Annotated in this window: 12 protein-coding genes; 3 read left to right on the top strand and 9 right to left on the bottom strand. The window is 70.3% G+C overall.

Features of this window, described 5'->3' with window-relative positions; all coding sequences use genetic code 11:
- Nucleotides 1-2 precede the first annotated feature (2 nt).
- Together A3IG_RS0114820 and A3IG_RS0114815 are read right to left on the bottom strand one after the other, a co-directional pair.
- Nucleotides 3-698 carry an ABC transporter ATP-binding protein gene (locus A3IG_RS0114820; RefSeq protein ID WP_018384358.1) on the bottom strand — a complete coding sequence of 232 codons (696 nt, stop codon included), beginning with the start codon at nucleotides 696-698 and terminating at the stop codon, nucleotides 3-5.
- Entirely contained in the window at nucleotides 695-1,813 is a 1,119-nt protein-coding gene (locus A3IG_RS0114815; protein WP_018384357.1) for an ABC transporter permease, read from the bottom strand. Before A3IG_RS0114815 ends, A3IG_RS0114820 begins: the two co-directional genes overlap by 4 nt.
- A gap of 108 nt (nucleotides 1,814-1,921) precedes the next feature.
- Between A3IG_RS0114815 and A3IG_RS0114810 the strand changes: the two genes are divergently transcribed.
- Entirely contained in the window at nucleotides 1,922-2,509 is a 588-nt protein-coding gene (locus A3IG_RS0114810) for a TetR/AcrR family transcriptional regulator (RefSeq protein ID WP_018384356.1), read from the top strand.
- A gap of 66 nt (nucleotides 2,510-2,575) precedes the next feature.
- On the opposite strand, the gene A3IG_RS0114805 is transcribed toward A3IG_RS0114810, so the two are convergent.
- The 4 genes from A3IG_RS0114805 to A3IG_RS33325 form a co-directional block, all read right to left on the bottom strand.
- A complete protein-coding gene (locus A3IG_RS0114805; protein WP_018384355.1) occupies nucleotides 2,576-4,330 on the bottom strand; it encodes a glycoside hydrolase family 35 protein in 1,755 nt (584 codons plus the stop codon).
- Nucleotides 4,331-4,537: 207 nt separating this feature from the next.
- Entirely contained in the window at nucleotides 4,538-5,881 is a 1,344-nt protein-coding gene (locus A3IG_RS0114800; RefSeq protein ID WP_018384354.1) for an ABC transporter substrate-binding protein, read from the bottom strand.
- A gap of 96 nt (nucleotides 5,882-5,977) precedes the next feature.
- Nucleotides 5,978-6,874 carry a carbohydrate ABC transporter permease gene (locus A3IG_RS33330; protein WP_018384353.1) on the bottom strand — a complete coding sequence of 299 codons (897 nt, stop codon included), beginning with the start codon at nucleotides 6,872-6,874 and terminating at the stop codon, nucleotides 5,978-5,980.
- Entirely contained in the window at nucleotides 6,871-7,827 is a 957-nt protein-coding gene (locus A3IG_RS33325; RefSeq protein WP_026220276.1) for a carbohydrate ABC transporter permease, read from the bottom strand. The genes A3IG_RS33330 and A3IG_RS33325 overlap by 4 nt, the downstream gene beginning before the upstream one ends.
- Nucleotides 7,828-8,064: 237 nt before the next feature.
- Here A3IG_RS33325 and A3IG_RS0114785 point away from each other — a divergent pair, with 237 nt between their 5' ends.
- Nucleotides 8,065-9,144 carry a LacI family DNA-binding transcriptional regulator gene (locus tag A3IG_RS0114785; RefSeq protein WP_051087506.1) on the top strand — a complete coding sequence of 360 codons (1,080 nt, stop codon included), beginning with the start codon at nucleotides 8,065-8,067 and terminating at the stop codon, nucleotides 9,142-9,144.
- A gap of 149 nt (nucleotides 9,145-9,293) precedes the next feature.
- Here the strand turns inward: A3IG_RS0114785 and A3IG_RS29810 are convergent, their stop codons facing one another.
- The 3 genes from A3IG_RS29810 to A3IG_RS35230 all read right to left on the bottom strand — a co-directional run bounded on the left by A3IG_RS29810 (nucleotide 9,294) and on the right by A3IG_RS35230 (nucleotide 16,226).
- On the bottom strand, nucleotides 9,294-11,732 hold the full coding sequence (locus tag A3IG_RS29810; RefSeq protein ID WP_018384350.1) for an RICIN domain-containing protein: 2,439 nt from the start codon (nucleotides 11,730-11,732) through the stop codon (nucleotides 9,294-9,296).
- A 133-nt stretch (nucleotides 11,733-11,865) separates the two neighbouring features.
- A complete protein-coding gene (locus tag A3IG_RS0114775) occupies nucleotides 11,866-13,302 on the bottom strand; it encodes an RICIN domain-containing protein (protein WP_026220275.1) in 1,437 nt (478 codons plus the stop codon).
- Nucleotides 13,303-14,309: 1,007 nt separating this feature from the next.
- Nucleotides 14,310-16,226, bottom strand: coding sequence for an NPCBM/NEW2 domain-containing protein (locus tag A3IG_RS35230; RefSeq protein ID WP_018384348.1), 1,917 nt, complete (start codon nucleotides 16,224-16,226; stop codon nucleotides 14,310-14,312).
- Nucleotides 16,227-16,387: 161 nt separating this feature from the next.
- Between A3IG_RS35230 and A3IG_RS0114765 the strand changes: the two genes are divergently transcribed.
- The coding region (locus A3IG_RS0114765; RefSeq protein ID WP_018384347.1) for an RNA-guided endonuclease InsQ/TnpB family protein at nucleotides 16,388-16,961 on the top strand (574 nt) is incomplete at its 3' end.

Here is a 16,961-nt window from a genome sequence, read left to right as displayed (position 1 = left end):
GGCTACGGCTGGTCGGCGCGCCGCGCCCCCGTGGCCGCACCGGTCAGAGCGGCCATGTCCAGCCGGTGGTCCGCGACCTCGGAGACGGCCGGATCGTGGGTGGCGACGACCGTGACGCAGCCGTGTTCGTGGGTGCTGGCGGCGATCAGCTCGGTGAGGGTCCCCGCCTGGGAACGGTCCACCGCCGCTGTGGGCTCGTCCACCAGCAGCAGCGCGGGGGCCAGCAGCAGGGCCCGCGCCAGCGCGACGCGTTGGCGTTCACCGCCGGAGAGCTGCTCGGCCCGGTGGGTCAGGCGGTGGCCGACGCCGACGGCGGCGAGCAGTTCCTCGGCGCGGTGGCGCAGGCGGCGCGGGCGTCGGCCGGCGATGGAGGCGGCGGCCAGCAACTGCTCGACGGCGGTGAGGCCGGAGAGCAGGTTGCCGCTCTGGAACATGTAGCCGATGTGCTCGCGCCGGACCCTGGCGCGCTGGGAGTCGCCGAGCGCCGCCAGGTCCCGGCCGTCGAGCAACACCTGCCCGTCGTCCGGGCGCAGCAGCGCCCCGGCCACGGCCAGCAGCGTGGACTTCCCCGAGCCGGACGGCCCGACGAGGGCGGTGACGGTGCCGGGGGAGAAGCGGGCGCAGACCCCGTCCAGGACGGTGGTGCGGGCGTCGCCGCTGCCCAGGGCGACGGTGACGTCGGACAGTTCCAGGCTCATCGGTTGGCTCCCAGCATGGTCATCGGGTCGCTCCTGGTGACGCGGCGCAGGGTGAGGGCGGTGCCGGCGAGCCCGACCAGGGCGAACGCCGCGAGGGCGGTCAGCAGGGTGGCGGCCGGCAGGCTGAACGGCACCGCGCCGCCGACCAGCAGTCCGATGCCCGCCGCCAGCGCCCCGCCAGCCGCCGTTCCGGCGACCACCACGACGCCGGCCTGGAGCAACGTGTGGCCGAGCAGCCGTCGTCGGGAGGCCCCGAGCGCGCGCAGCAGGGCGAGCTCCGGTTGCCGCTGCACCGTCCACACGGAGAAGAAGGACCCCACGACCAGGGGGCCGATGACGTACAGGAACGCCTGGATGGAGGTCATGGTGATCCGCTCGCCGGAGTAGCCGGGCGCGGCGGCGTAGCTGTCCTTCAGCGGCACCGTGCGGGTCCCCAGCTCCCGGTCCGTGCCGGTGAGCCCGGCGCCGTCGTCCGCCCGCAGCGCGATGGCGCTGTACTGGCGCGGGACCTCGGCCGAGGGGCCGGCCGGCGCGCCGGGGGTGCTGAACCGCAGGCGCTGCCAGGTGTCCACGGGGAGGTAGGCGACGGGAACGTGGCCGTACGCGGAGTGGCCGGTGACGCCGGTGACGGGGAGTTTGATGCCCAGCCGGTCGACGACCACGGTGTCCCCGACGCGGAGGCCCTCGTCGACGAGGTCCTGGGAGATCACGATGCCGTCGGGCTCGGTGCCCAGCGGAGCCCCCCGGTCGGCGCCGGGGTCGAGGAACGACCCGGGTTCCACGCCGAACGCCGCCATGTCCACCTCGGCGCCGCGGTCGCTGGTCCCGCGGGTGAGGGAGACCCCGAGCGGTGCGGCCTCGAGGCCGTCCTGGCCGCGCCAGCCACGCAGCGTCCGCTCGTCCACCAGGCTGCGGGCGAACTGGTCCGTCTTGGCGTCCGGGGAGAACGCGACGTGGGTGGCCGGGAGCCGGCGCAGGGCGGAGACGGTGTCGTCGGTGAGCCCCGTGGTGAATCCGGAGACCGTCCCGACGAGGGCGGCGACCAGCAGGACGACGGTTCCCATCAGGACGAAGCGACCGCGGGCCGCCCTGAGTTCGAGCAGGGGGAGAAGCACGGCGTTCCTTCCACCTTGGGGACGTGCTGTCGCCAACCTACATGATGGCGACACCTAGTCCCCAAAACGCGGGGTGGGTCCGGCCCCGACCGTTCCTAGACTGTGTCCATGCCCAAGATCCGCGCCGCGACGGTCGCCGACCACCGGGCCCAGCAGCGCCGGGCCCTGGTCACCGCAGCCCGGGAGCTGCTGGAGGAGGGCGACGCCGGCGCCGTCAGCTTCGCCGCGGTCGCCGAGCGCACCGGGCTGGCCCGCAACAGCGTCTACAAGTACTTCGCCGACCGCAGGGAACTCCTGGCAGAGGTGGTGCGCGACGTCACGCCCCGCTGGACCGCCCGCATCCGCGCCGACATGGACGCGGCCGAGGGAGCCCGCGAGAAGATCGCCGCCTATGTGCGGGCGCAACTCGACCTCGTCCGCGACGGGGAACACCGGGTAGCCAAGGCACTGGCCAGCGACCGGGACGCCGCCGTCCTGCGGGAGGGTGCCGCGCAGGCCCACCGGGAGATCCTGGAGCCGCTGATCGCCGCGCTGACCGACCTCGGCGACACCGCGCCGCGCCGCACCGCGCTGCTGCTCCAGGGGTTCGTCAACGCGGCCACCACCGCGCTGGAGTCGGGTGACGACCACGCGGCGGTGACCGACCACGCGGTCCGGCTGGCCGTGGCCGCGCTGGACGGCGTCGTCACGACCTGACCCGAGCCCCTGGCGGCGCTCCCCGCGGACCGGACCCCGCGGGTTCGGGCGGAGGGCCGGACGCCGTCAGTCGTCCGTCGGTCCCAGGTCGGCTGTGTCACGCAGGTGCACGGCGCGCCGGTGGGGCGCGGCGTGCAGTTCCAGCAGGACGATGTCGTTCTCGCCCGGCCGCAGGACCGGGGCCGGGACGTACAGGGTGTGCTGCGGACCGCGCGACCAGTAGCGCCCCAGGTTGAAGCCGTTGATCCAGGCAATGCCCTTCGTCCAGCCGCGGGTGCTGAGGAACGTGTCCGCGGGCTCCTCGACGGTGAGGACGCCCCGGTGGAAGGTGGGTCCGACCGTGGGCGCCGAGGTGTCCGCGAACGGCAAACCGTCCAGGGAGCGCAGGGGCAGGGAACGGTTGCTCCATCCGGTGAGCACCTCACCGTTGACCCGGACGGTGCCGACGAGGCCCTTGCGGTCGTGGATCGCCGGGCCGTAGTTGACGCGTCCCTGGTTCTCGACGAGCACGCTCAGCGAAGCGCCGACCCGGGGTGAGGCGAAGGCGACGGCGTGCTCGTGGCTCTCCCGCTCGAGGACGCCCACGGGCTGCTCGTCCACGAAGACCTGCGCACGGTCGTGGACGCCCTCCGCCTCCAGGAGCACCGCTCCGGCGACCGGCAGCGTCGCCTCGTAGAGCACGAACCCGAAGTCCTGACCGAGCTGCTCCATCGTCAGCGGCTCCGCCGAAGTCACCGCCTCCCCCAGCGCGTCCCGGTGACCGAGCAGGGACGCGCTCCGTGGCAGGGGGACGTCCGGAACCGAGAGCTTCCTCGCGGGGGCGGGGACGGGCTCGTCAGGGACCGGGGCGTACTTGGCGATGACCTGCCGGAAGGCCGTGAACTTCTCGGTCGGGTCACCGGCCTCGTCGAGCGGGGCGTCGTAGTCGTACGAGGTGACGGTCGGGCGGTACGTGTGCTTGTCGTTGGCGCCGTTGGTGAAACCGAAGTTGGTGCCGCCGTGGAACATGTAGAAGTTGACGGAAGCACCCGCGGCCAGCATCTCGTCCAGGGTGGCGGCGACCTCCGCGCTGTTGCGCACCACGTGTCGCCCGCCCCAGCGGTCGAACCAGCCGATCCAGAACTCGGTGCACATCAGGGGCCCGGCGGCCTGGTGGGCACGGAGCGCGGCGAGGTTCTCCGTCGGACGACTGCCGAAGTTGGCGGTGCTCAGGACGCCGTTCACGCTGCCCCGCTCGAGGTCCGCGGGCTGGTCACAGGTGAACAGCGGGACATCGACGCCGTGGCGGCCCAGGAGCGCGGTGAGGTGGGCCAGGTGGGCGCCGTCGCGAGCGTAGGCGCCGTACTCGTTCTCCACCTGGACGGCGATGACAGGGCCACCGCGGGTGGCCAGATGGGGGAGCAGGCGCGGGAGGAGGAACCCGAAGTACGCCTCGACGGCGTCGAGGTACAGCGGGTCCTGGGTACGCAGGTTGATCCCGGGCTCGGCGAGGAGCCAGGACGGGAGCCCGCTCCCCTCCCACTCGGCGCAGATGGACGGGCCGGGGCGCAGGAGCACGTGCAGACCCTGCTCGGCCGCGAGGTCGAGGAAGCGCGGGAGGTCGAGTTCGGCGTCCATGCGGAACTCGCCCGGCCGCGGCTCGTGCAGGTTCCACGGGACGTAGGTGTCCACGGTGTTCAGGCCCATGAGCCTGGCCTTGTTCAGGCGGTCGGCCCACTGCCGCGGGTGCACGCGGAAGTAGTGCAGGCTTCCGGAGATGATGCGGTGGGGCTCGCCGTTGAGCTCGAACCCCTCGCTGTGGATCCGTAGGGGGGAGGACATGAGCGGCTGGTGCTCCTCGGTTCGTGGTGGCCGGGGTACGGGAACGGGCGTGGGGCCGGCGAAGGCGCCGGTGGCTGGTCCCGCCCGGCCCGCGGGCAGGACGCGGGGTGCGGGGGCCGTGCGGCGGCGGGTGGTGGCTGTGGAGGTGCGGCCAGGGGCCGCTGCGCGGGCCGGGGCGCGCCACGGCCGTGTCCACCGGGGGCCGGGTCAGGAGGCGGAGACCGAGAACCCCTGCTGCTCGCCGAACTCGGTGATGCGCTCCTGCCAGGCCTGAAGTCCGGAAGCCAGGGGCTTCCTCGCACCGATGCTCTGGCCCACGGTGTCCTTGAACACGGAGTTGGCGTAGACCTGGTAGGGCAGGAACTGCCAGCCGGTCTTGACCGCCTCGGACGACTGGGCGAGCACCTGGTTGGCCTTCTGGCCACCGAGCACCTCGATCGGCGTGTCGAGGAAGTCCGGGTCCGTCAGCAGGGCCGTGGTGGCGGGGAAGAGCCCGGCTTCGGACAGCGCCCTGGTGCCCTCCGCCTCGGCGTTCAGCCACGTGGCGAAGGCAACCGCTGCCTCCTTGTGCTTGCTGGTCGCGGTCACGACGTTGGCGGAGCCACCGTTCTCGGCGGACACGGAGTCACCGGCGTTCCACTGGGGGATCGGCGCCGCGCGCCACTGACCGGCCGTGTTGGGGATGGTGCTGGCCAGGTTTCCCGGGGCCCAGGCACCAATGATCCACATGGCGTACTTCCCGCTGCTCATCGCCTGCCACCACTCGTTGGTCCAGCCGGGCGCGGTGTCAACGAGGTTCTTGTTGAGGAGGCGCGTCCAGAACTCGGCCACCTTCTGGGCGCCGTTGTCCGCCAGGTCCACGCTGACCGAGCTGTCGGAGGTCTGCCTGAAGGGGCGGCTTCCGGCCTGCCACAGCAGGCTGTCCAGGAAGCCGGCGTCACCGGGGTCGATGGAGGTGATGTAGCGGTCGGGGTCCGCCCGGTGCAGCTTGTCGGCGGCGGCCTCGAACTCGGCCCAGGTCCTCGGGGGCTCGATGCCGAACTTCCGCAGGACCTCGGCGTTGTAGAACATCGCCATCGGACCGGTGTCCTGGGGGATGCCGTAGATTCCACCGCTGATCGACACCTGCGACCACGCGGACGCGGCGAACTTCGGCTCCAGCTCGGCCGCCCCGTAGTCCTTGAGGTTGACCAATCGCTTGGTCAGGGCGAACTCGGGCAACGCGAAGTACTCGACCTGGGCGACGTCGGGCGCGCCGGTGCCCGCCTTGATGGCGGTCTGGAGCTTGGTGTACTGGGCCGCCGACTGACCGGCGTTGACGACCTTGACCTTGATCTTGGGGTACTTCTTCTCGAATCGGGCGACCACCTTGTCCACGTTCGGGGCCCAGGTCCAGAAGGTCAGGGTGGTGGGCGTGTCGAGGGCGTCGGCAGGATCGCCCTTCGGCCCGCTTTCGCCGTCGTTCCCGCAGGCGGTGACGGCGAGGGTGAGTGCGGCGGCCGAGAAGGCGGACAGGAGTGTTCTGCGGTGGATCGGGCGTGGGTGGGCCATGTCGGACTCTTCCTTGCTGGCGGGCCGTTCCGGGCAGGCCGGAACAGCGGATCGGTGAGGTGGTGTGGGGTGCGGGTGGCCCTGGGTGACCGGCGGCTACTGCTTGACGCTTCCTGCCGCCAGCCCTGACTGCCAGTACCGCTGGAGGAAGAGGAAGGCGATGACGAGCGGGATGATGGCCAGGACGCTGCCGGTGACGACCAGCGGGTAGAAGCCGGTCGTGGTGGTGCCGCTGCCGGCCGCGCCGGTGGCGAGGTTGTTCCACTGGTTGAGGCCCACGGTGAGCGGGAACCAGTTCGGGTCGCTGAGGACGATCAGTGGCAGGAAGTAGTTGTTCCAGGTCGCCACGAGGGCGAACAGCAGGACGGTGACGAAGCCGGGGCCGAGCAGGCGCAGCGACACGGTGAAGAACGTGCGCAGTTCGCCCGCGCCGTCGATCCTCGCGGCTTCGAGCAGGGAGTCAGGGATGGCTTCCTGGGCGTAGACCCGCATCAGGTAGAGACCGAAGGGACTGACCATCGAGGGCAGGATGACGGCCCAGGGCGTGTCAACGATGCCCACCTCGCTGAACAGGAGGTAGGTGGGTACGGCGAGGGCCGTCCCCGGGATGGTGATGGCCCCGAGGACGAGGGCGAAGACGGCGTTGCGACCACGGAAGCGGTACTTGGCCAGGGCGTACCCCCCGATGGTCGCGATGAGGGCGGCTCCGCCGGCCCCCACGAGGGCGTAGAGCAGGGTGTTGCCGAACCACCGCACGTATATGCCGTCGTCGTAGGTCAGCACGTCCTTGACGTTGCCGAACAGGTGGAAGCCGTCGCCGAACCACAGGCCGAAGCTCGACAGGAGGGAACCGCTGTCCTTGGTGCTGGCCATCAGCAGCCACACCAGCGGCAGCAGCGTGTAGAGCAGCATGAGGACCATGGCGGCGGTGAGCGGCGTGCTCTTGTGCTGACGGGTGCCGCGGCGGCGGTGGCGGTTGGCGGACGCTCTCACTGGGCGTGCTCCTTGCGGCTCCCGCTGACCTGGACCGCGAAGGCGACCACGGCGGTCACGAGTCCGAGGATGACGGCCACAGCGGCTGAGTAGTTGAACTGCTGCCCGTTGAACGCGAGGTTGTACGCGTACATGTTGGGTGTGTAGCTGGTCGTGACCACGTTCGGGGCGAGCGACTGCATGATGTTCGGCTCGTTGAAGAGCTGGAAGCTGCCGATGACGGAGAAGACGCTGGCCAGCAGCAGGGCCGGGCGCAGGGCGGGGAGTTTGATGCTCCAGGCCTTCCTGAACTCGCCGGCGCCGTCGATGGCTGCGGCCTCGTAGAGTTCCTCGGGTATGACCCGGAGTGCCGCGTACAGGATCAGCATGTTGTAGCCCACGAACTCCCAGGTGACGACGTTGCCGATGGAGGCGAGCATCCAGGACGAACCGAGCAGGTTCGGGGTGTCCACACCCAGGCCGTCGCCGATCTGCCGGACGAGGCCGAAGCGGTCGCCGTAGAGGTATCCCCACATCAGGGAGGCGACGACGGCGGGGACGGCGTAGGGGATGAAGATGCCGATCCTGAACAACGGGGCCCAGCGGAGCAGCCCGCTGTCGATGGCGAGGGCCGCCAGGAGCGCGAGGCCGAGCATGAGCGGCACCTGGATGGCGAGGAAGAGCGCGACCCGCCAGAGACCCGCCCGCAGCAGTTGGTCTTCCAGTGCCCGCGCGTAGTTGTCGAACCCGACGAACGTGGTCCCGCCGACCATCCGTTCCTGGAAGAAACTGAGATAGGCGGCGTAGAGCAGAGGGGCGACGATGCCGACCAGGAAGGCCAGGACGAACGGCGTCAGGAACAGGTAGCCGTAACGGCCCTGACTGCCCGTGGCCAGGCGTCTGCTGGTCGGCCTGCGACTTGGCGGAGCCGAGCCTTCTCCACGGGGAGCCCCCGGTGGTGACGGTGTACGCACAGTGAGTCCCTTGCGAAGTGCGAGCCATGTTTACGCGAACATGCTGGACTGGCGGTCAGTCTTGAGGGGCGTTGGCTGTCACGTCAAGTGCCTGTCCCCGCGATGCGGCATCGTTACCTCCTGCATGCGGACCCAGGCGCGGGGGAGGGCGCGCGGCGCCACCGACGAGGCGGCGGCCACAGGAAGCGTTGCCTGTGATGGTGATATGTTTGCGCTCCCATGTATGGAGGGAGAGGTATGAGTCCCAGGGAGAGGACAGCGCCGGAGCGAAGCGGCCAGCGAGGCGCAACCGCCCGGGGGAAACGGCGTCCTCCCTCCCAGGCGGACGTCGCGGCCCTGGCGGGGGTGTCCTCGCAGACCGTGTCCAGGGTGGCCAACGGCAGCTCCAACGTGGAGGCGGAGACCCGCGAGCGCGTCCTGTCAGCCATGCGCATCCTCGGGTACCAGCGGAACAGCGCGGCACGGGCGCTCACCCTCGGACGGTTCCACGCCCTGGGCGTGGTCACGTTCGACCTCAGTGCCCACGGCAACGCCAGGACCCTCGCCGCGGTCTCAAGGGCGGCGCAGCTCGCCGGGTACTCGGTGAACGTCGTGTGTGCCGAGGAACCCACCGGGAACGCGGTGCAGCAGGCGGTCCGGCAACTGACGGACCAGGCCGTGGACGGCCTCATCGTGATCGAGGCCCAGGTGTTGGAGCGTCCTGGCCTCGACGTCTCGTCCGGTGTTCCGATCGTCGTCGCCGACGGCGACCCGGAGCGGCGTTACCCCGCGGTGGACACCGACCAGGCGGCCGGCGCGACCGCGGCCACGCAGTACCTCCTCGGGCTCGGGCACCGCACCGTGTGGCACGTCGGCGGTCCGCAGGACTCCTACGCGGCACGCCGCCGTGCCGCCGCCTGGCACGTCGCGCTGAAGGACGCGGGCGCCCCCGTACCCCCGCTGAGGTCCGGTGACTGGACCGCCGAGTCCGGGTACCGGGTGGGCAGGGAACTGGCGACCCGGGAGGACGTCACGGCCGTCTTCGCGGCCAACGACCACATGGCCCTCGGCGTCATGCTCGCGCTCAGGGAAGCGGGCCGTGCGGTGCCCGAGGACGTGAGTGTGGTGGGCTTCGACGACGTGCCCGAGTCCGCCTACTACGCCCCCCCGCTCAGCACCGTCCGGCAGGACTTCGAGGAGGTGGGCCGGCAGTGCGTGGCCCTGCTGCTCGACCAGATCGACAAGGCGGGCAGCGACGCGCGGGCCGCGGGCCTGATCACCGTCTCGCCGCAGCTCGTCACGCGCGCCAGCTCGGCACCCCCCGGCCCGGCACGGTGAACTGCGGACCCCGCTGACCGCCGGGCCCGGCCGGACCGCCTGGTCCCGCGCGGTCGGCGACCGCCACCGGGACCGGTACGGCACCGGAGAACGAGACGGGGGGACAGGGCGGGTGTCCGGTCGGGATCGACCGGACACCCGCCGGGACGTCAGCCGAGCTGGATCTGCTGGCTGGCTCCGCCGTTGCAGGCGTACTGCACCAGCGGGGCGCCGTCGCCCGTGGAAGCGCCGGACACGTCCAGGCACTTGCCGCTGTGCCGCGCCACCAGGGTGACGTGCCCGGGGGCGACGCTGCGCAACGACCACTCCTGGTTGACGCCGCCGTTGCAGGTGTACTGCACCACGGCGGCCCCGTCGTTGGTGGCCCCGCCGCTGACGTCGAGGCACATTCCGGTGTGCCGGGCCACGACGTTGACGTGGCCGGGACTGCTGCCGCGCAGGGACCACCGCTGGCTGGTGGCGCCGCCGCACGTGTTCTGGACCGCCGTGGCGCCGGCGGCGGTGGACCCGCCCTGGACGTCAACGCACTTGCCGCTGTGCCGCACGCGCAGGGTGTTCCAGGTGTCAACGGTGCCGCGGAACGTCCAGGACTGGTTGCGGCCGGTGGTCGGCTGGTAGGTCCCCACCGGGGCCCCGTCGCTTGTGGCCCCGCCCGTCACGTCGAGCAGCGAACCGGTGGCGGCGTTGATGAGCGTGCTGTGTCCGTTCCCCGTGGTCGAGAGCATCCAGTGCTGCTCGGGCGAGGTGGCCGGCGCGGCCAGCGCGAGGGACCCGCCCTCGACGCTCAGGGCCTTGCCGTTCTTGGCGTTGGTCAGTCGGTAGGCGGCGTTGTTGTCCCAGCCACCGGACACCTTGGTGAAGGTCCACCGTTGGGCCGGGTCGGTGGCGTCGGGCGTGCGCTGGACGATGCGCGTGCCGGCGGCGAGCGCCTTGCCGCTGTTGTCGTTGAGGACCTGTTGCGGGGTGCCGGTCGGAACGGTGGCCGCCGCCGGGTCGGTCCCCTTCGCACCAGGGATGACGAACGTGGTGACGGAGTGCGGGCCCACCGTGGTGGTCACCGTCTTGGCCGCGGTGGCGCTGAGGTCGCCGTCGCGTTGCAGGTTCTTGGCCGGGTCAGTGGTGTACCGCTGTACCGGCGTGTCATCGACGGTCTGGAAGCCGCCCAGGTCGAGGGTGAGCGTCCGGGCGTCGCCCGAGGTGTTGGTGTACACCACCACCGCGCCCGTACCACCAGGACGCAGCGCGGCGAGCGCGTCGGCGGAGCTGGTGTTGATCACACGGGCTCCGGGGCGGACGAAGCGGCTGTAGTTGCCCATGGCCCAGTACTTCTTGTTCTTCCGGATGGGCTCGGTCGCCGCGTCGGACGGCGTGAAGTCCGTCTGGATCAGGCCCCAGTTCGAGTTCTCGTGCTCCGGCGTCATGTTCTCGTAGTCCTCGACCGCCTGCCACAACACCCAGGCGCGGGGCTCCAGCTCCCTGATGTCGTCGTTGATGCGCCGGGCGAGGTCCAGGGCGGGGCTCATCGAGGTGAAGCTCTGTCCGACGCTGCCGCCGAGGTCCACCTCGGACATCCACAGGGGCGTGCCCGAACCCTTGGAGATGTCCCGGGGACCGGTGCGGCCGGAGGTGCCGTAGGTGTGGGTGTTGAGCCTGCCGACGGCGGAGCGCACCGACTCCGGGTAGGTGTTCCAGTTGGCGCGGAACAGGTCGGGGTTCGTCTCGTCCATCGCGGCGATCGGCGTGTCGATGCCCTCCGCGTCCAGGGTGCTGCGCAGGGTGGAGATGATGCGGGCCTGCGAGGCGGGGTCCCAGTGGGAGCCCTCCTGACGGCCGCCCGCCCTCCAGTAGGATGTGTTGGGCTCGTTCACCGGCGAGACGCTGTCGAAGGTGACGCCGGTCGTGGCCTCGGCGCGCTCGAGGGAGCCCGCCAGGTAGGCGGCGAACCGGTCGTACTGGTCGGACCGCAAGTTGTCCTCCCAGGCGTTGTCGGCGCCGGAAACCAACCCGCTGCGCGTCATGAAGTACGGCGCCGAGTTGGAGAACGCCTCGAAGGTGGTCGCGCCGCGGGCCTTGGCCGCCTCGAGCCACCACTGTTGGTTGGTGTCGGCGGTGGCGTTCCAGTGGTCCGGGTTCGCCGGGTCCCACCAGTCGGTGGGCTCGGTCCAGCCCTCGTCCGCCCCGGGCGGCGGGCCGTGGACGGCTGGCCGGTTCCAGTACCCCGGCACGGCGCCACCGGCGCGCATGTACGGTTCGGTCTCGGGACTGTCACCGCCGCCGATGTTGTAGCGGGCGATGGTGAAGGCCAGGCCGTCCTGGCCGTACAGGTCATCGGCGAGCTGGTTGCGTTGGGCGTCCGGCCAGCCCCCGGTGACGTTGGCGAACCAGGCCAGTGCGGTGCCCCAGCCTTCGAACGGCTGCTGCTGGTAACTCGGATCGAGGCGGACGGTCACGCTGGACGTCGCCGCGGCCGCGGCGGCCGGCTGGCCCACGCCGCCCGGCAGGAGGGCAGCCACGGTGACGACCGCGGCACCGGCGGCGGTGCGCCCCCTGCTTCGTCGGAGGGTGGACCGGACTCGGGTCAGGAACATGCGCATTCCTCGGGTCGTGTGCGGTGTGGGGGCCCGGCCGCCCCGCGCCGACGGGGCGCGCCGCGGGGCAGGTCCGGGTGGGGCGGCACACGTCCCCCCGACGGGTCCGCGGGGACGTGTGCCGGTGCGGGGGTCAGCCGCCGGTGCGCTTCCACTGCTGGTTGGCGCCACCGTTGCAGGCCCACTGGAGCAGGGCCGCGCCGTCGGCCGTTGACTGGTCCGCGACGTCCAGGCACTTGCTGCTGTGCCGGGCGACCAACTGCGCGTAGGTGGTGCCCGCCACCTTCTGGACCTTCCACTGCTGGGACGGCTGGCCGTTGCAGGAGTTCTGCACCACCGCCGCGCCGTCGGCGGTTGACTGGTCGGCCACGTCCAGGCACTTGCCGCTGTGCCGGGCCATGACCTGCACGTAGCCCGAGCCCAGATCCTTGAGCCAGAAGTTCTGGTTGACACCGGTGCCGCACCACCACTGCACCACTGGCGCCGACTCGGCGGTGTCGAAGGACGAGACGTCAGCGCACTTGCCGCTGTGGCGCGCGCTCAGCGTCTCCCAGGGCACGTCCATGCCGGACACCGTCCCCGCGGCGGTGTCGATGGTGATCCGGGGGGAGTAGTCCGTGGTCATCGTGGTGTTGGTCGGGAACTCCAATGGCAACCAGACGTACGTGGAGTCGTTGACCGTCCCGCCCATGGAGTTGCCCCAGCGGTCACCCATGTACAGGTAGTCGGTTCCGGAGGTCCCCTGCACCGGCAGCACGTAGGCCGTCTGGCTGCGGTAGGCGGTCGAGTCCCCGACCGTGCTCAGGCCGCTCCAGCTTCCCGTGATGCTGGTTGCGGTGCCGTACATCTGTTGGTTGGGCGACCAACCCGTGGCGCCGGAGGTCAGCAGGAAGTACACGCCCTTGCGCTTGAACATCGCCGGGGCCTCGCGCGACCCGCCCGCCCAGAGCTTCTGCACCTGGGCCGCCACCGTGGTGTAGTCGGGGCTGAGCCGGTACACGTGCAGGTCGCGGTTCTCGTTGGCGGCCGAGATCATGTACCCGGTGCCGTCGGTGTCGACGAACGTGGTGATGTCCCGGGACATGTGGCCCAGCGGCCGGAAGCTCCCGCGCCAGGTGTAGTCACCGTCCACCGTGGTGGAGACGGCGACCGCGGCACGGGCCTCCCCGTAGTCGGAGCCGTTCTCCTTGTGCATCCACATCACGAACTGGCCGGTCGAGGCGTTGTAGATCACCTTGGGACGCTCGATATTGGCGAACTGGAGTTCGGGATCGCTGGCTTGAGTCAGAACGTGGTTGCGGAACTCCCACGTCTTGAGGTCGGTGGAACGGTAGGCGGACACGTAGCGGAAGGTGTTGTCGGCGTTCCTGTTCTCGCCGAACCAGTAGTAGTACTGGCCCACCTTGATGACGCCTCCCCCGTGGGCGTGCAGTGGCGTACCGGAGGAGTCCACGAACTGCTCCCCGTTGGGTACCGACACCTCGGCCGCGTGGGCGGGGCCGACGCCTCCGAGGAGAGGGGCGAGTAGCGCGAGGAACACTGCGAGCAGGGTCGTTATTGAGCGCGGCATGGTTGGGTACCTGATTTCCGAGGCGCACCTGAGTGGGGTCATGCCATTGCCGTGATAGCGGAAACACGGCATCGGTCAGCCGGATGTCGGTGCCGCCCGTGGATCGTGCCGACTCCTCCGGGGGCTGACTGCGTCCGTCCCCGGCTCAGGGGCGCGTCTGCGTGAGGATGGGGTGCCCGGGATCGGGCCTTGGGTGGCGAACGGTGATCCGGATGCTGTGACCTGGCCGAAGAAGCGTGCGTCGATGGTGCGAAGCCACCGTGGTCCACGGGTTGCGGGGAAGAGCGGCGCGGATCGTTGGGACCGCGGTGCCTGGGGCCGCACGAGTCGGGCAGGAAGTGGCCGCCCGAGCGCCGCACTGCGTCATCCCTCCTTCATGTTGGCGCAAACAAGCGGTCGCAGGGAAGTCTCCGAGCGGTAGTAGAGCGCTGTCAAGCGTCGTGCGGGAGAACCTCCGCGGTGACGTCCGGTTGCGTGCTCTGGGCGGCGGTCGCAAACGGGCGTCAGGTTCGCTGTGACGCTGACCGGTGCCGCGCAGTCCGCCGGGTCGGCGCCCGATGTGGTGTCAGGGGGGATCATCTGTCAGCGTATGGAGTGGTATGCAACCCCATACCGCAGTGGATCCCTTCACGTTCCATGCTTGACGTCCGCGCGCAACTGCGGTGTCATGACGTTCTATCCCGTTGAAACTTGACGACTTCTGATTGCTTTTCTTGCGTCACTCGGCGTTCGACCCCACTCATCGACGTCTGGTGGACGCTCGCTGCGCGTTCGCCTGCCCCTGCGGGCTCCCGCGGACCCGGGCCCGGCGGGTTGGGGCGGGGCGGGGGCGGGGCGCCGCCCTCAGTCGTCCGTCAATCCAGGAGGGAGCCGGGTCACCGTCCTGGACACCGGCGCCGACCCGACCAACGCCGACACCACCCCAGGAGCACGGGCGGCCGCAGCCTCGCACGGTGCTGCCCCGACCGGGGATCGGCCGGGGCAGCGGTGCCTGTCGGTGCCGGATGTCAGCCAGTCGGCACCAGGTGGGCGTCGGCCCAGTCGGCGTGGTCGTAGGAGTTTCCGTCGCCGCCGTCGGTGACGCGGAGAGTCAGCTCCTGGACCGAGGCGACATCGACGTCGATGGTGCGTGCCGGGTCGCTCCCGGTCATAACCGGGGTGGTGGCGATCACTTTGCCGTCGGCGACCACCTCGAAGGCGACACTGCCGTTGCCGCCTCCCTCATCGTCCAGGCCCACCTGGGAGACGAAGCGCTCGTACCGGCCGTCGAGCAGGACGGAGACCGAGCTGGGGGCGTGCACTCCGAGCCCCTTGTCGTACCGGGTGCCTCGGATCTGCAGGGGGTTGCCGTCGCCGCCGCCCTGTTCGCCGTTGGACATGTCACGCTCCACCGGACCCCAGCCGTTGGACTCGGCGGTGAAGGGCATGTCGCTGACGAAGGTGGTCCTGCTGCACGCGGGCGATGCGGGATCGCCGCCGACGGTCATCGTCAGGGGGCGGGAGACGAGCTTGCCGGTCTCCGTCCTGACGACCGCCGTCACCTCCGCACTGCCCGCGGCGAGCGCCGTCGCTGTCCCGTCGGGTGCGACCTTCAGTACCCGCGGCTCGCTCGATCTGAACCGCGGTTCCTGAACCACGGGGAGGACGTTGTCCTGCCCGAACCGGATGTCGTCGCCCTCGACGGTGACCTGGTCGGCCTGCGTCGCGTCAAGGTCAGCCCGCAGGTTCAGCCCGTTGTCGTACTGGTTGTCCCGGATGAGGACGTCACTGGCGCCGTGGAGGCTGAACAGGGACGAGGAGTGGGGTGCCTTGATCGCGAAGGCGCTGAGCCGCGTCGTGGCGCCCACGGTGGGACACGGGTCGTCGGCCCGCACGGCGAGGAGCTGGTCGCGGTCGAGGCGGCGGACGTCGTTGCCGACGAACGTGAGGCCGCGGACGCTCTTGGCGCTCACCAGCTCCACGTTGCCGATGCGGAACTCGTTCTGCTCGATGTGGATCCCTTGGTGCACCGGGGTCGCGGGGTCGAGCACCTGGTTCGTCGGGTCAACGAAGATCACTGGACCGGACGGTCGGAGGAAGGTGTTGTGCCGGATGCGCACGTCTCGCACCGGCCCCGACTCGTACCACTGGTAGGCGTCCGAGGAGATGTACACGCTCGCCATGGACATCGCATCGAAGACGTTGTTCTCGATGACGACGGGTCGCCGCGTGGTGACCAGGATTCCCCGGGTCGGCACGTTCCGGAAGACGTTGCCCGCGATGCGCGCCGAGGGCGTGTACGTCGTGTTCTCGGCGACGTAGCCGCCCGCCGTGACGACATCGGGGACCGGCCGGTCGAACGTCACGGTCATCGTCGTGAGCGATTTGTCGTGATCCTGCCCGGACGGTCCGTCGACGCTGAGGACCGTGGCGGTGCCGCCGGCCACGGCCGCCATGGTGCGCTTCTCGACGAACTCGACCTGGTCGCCCGGATGGTACTGGGGGAAGCCCGCCGTCTCGTTGTGCATGTACGACAGCACCAACGTGTCCGGGGCGAGCCGCTGGGTCACCTGGAGGTACGTACCGTGGATGTTGATGGGGTCGTCCTGCGGTCCGTCGAAGACGTTGTTGGTGATGGTCACCTTCCCCCTGACCCCGGACAGTTGGATCATGTCGGCGAAAGCCGAGGTCGTGCGGCCGGTGGTGGGGTCGGTGCGGAACTCGTTGTGGTCGAAGGTGATGTTCTCGCTGAACTGCCCGACGATGCCGAAACCGTGCAGGTACCGGGCCGCTATCCTGCGGACGGTCACGTCGCTCGACTCCCAGACGAACCCGGCCGCGGTGTCCCGAGTCGTCTGCCGCATCGTGTACACCAGTCCGTTGTCGGACGGCGCGGTGGTGGTTCCGTAGTCGATGCGGATGCGGCCGCCGCCGAGGTCGGTCATCGGAGCTTTCCTTCGTGGATACCCCCGGCTTCAGCCGGGGGAGGAAACGAAGCTCCTGCGGAGCAGGGCAGGGAGAGCCGGTTCGCCGCCAGGGCGGACCGGTGTCCGCCCATCACCGGCCAACAGCCGTTACTCACATAAGGGCTGATATAATGTGAGGCGTGGCGCTGCAGGTCAAGCGGGCTTTCAAGTACCGCTTCTACCCCACCGACGAGCAGGCAGCAGAGCTGTCGCGCACGTTCGGCTGCGTCCGCCTCGTCTACAACAAGGCGCTGGAGGAACGCACGCGGGCCTGGTATGGCGAGCAGCGCCGGATCTCCTACGTCCAGTCCTCCGCCGCGCTCACGCAGTGGAAGAAGACCGAGGAACTCGCCTTCCTGGCAGAGGTGTCCTGCGTCCCGCTCCAGCAGGCACTGCGCCACCTTCAGACGGCGTTCACGAACTTCTTCGCCAAGCGCGCCAAGTACCCCCGGTACAAGAGCCGGAAGAAGTCCCGCGCGTCGGCCGAGTACACCCGCTCCGCGTTCAAGTGGCGCGANGGGAAGCTGACGCTCGCGAAGATGGCCGACCCGCTGGACATCCGCTGGTCGCGTCCCCTTCCGAAGGGTGCGGCACCGACGACGGTGACCGTGTCCCGCAACAGCGCCGGGCGCTGGTACGTGTCCCTGCTGTGCGATGACCGCATCACCCCGGCCCCGGCCACCACGAACGCGGTCGGTATCGACGCGGGCATCA

The organism is Wenjunlia vitaminophila DSM 41686 (assembly GCF_000380165.1).
In the GTDB taxonomy this organism is placed as follows: Bacteria; Actinomycetota; Actinomycetes; order Streptomycetales; family Streptomycetaceae; genus Wenjunlia; species Wenjunlia vitaminophila.
The sequence above is the reverse complement of the archived record's forward strand: the minus strand, read 5'-3'. Positions and strand labels throughout refer to the sequence as shown.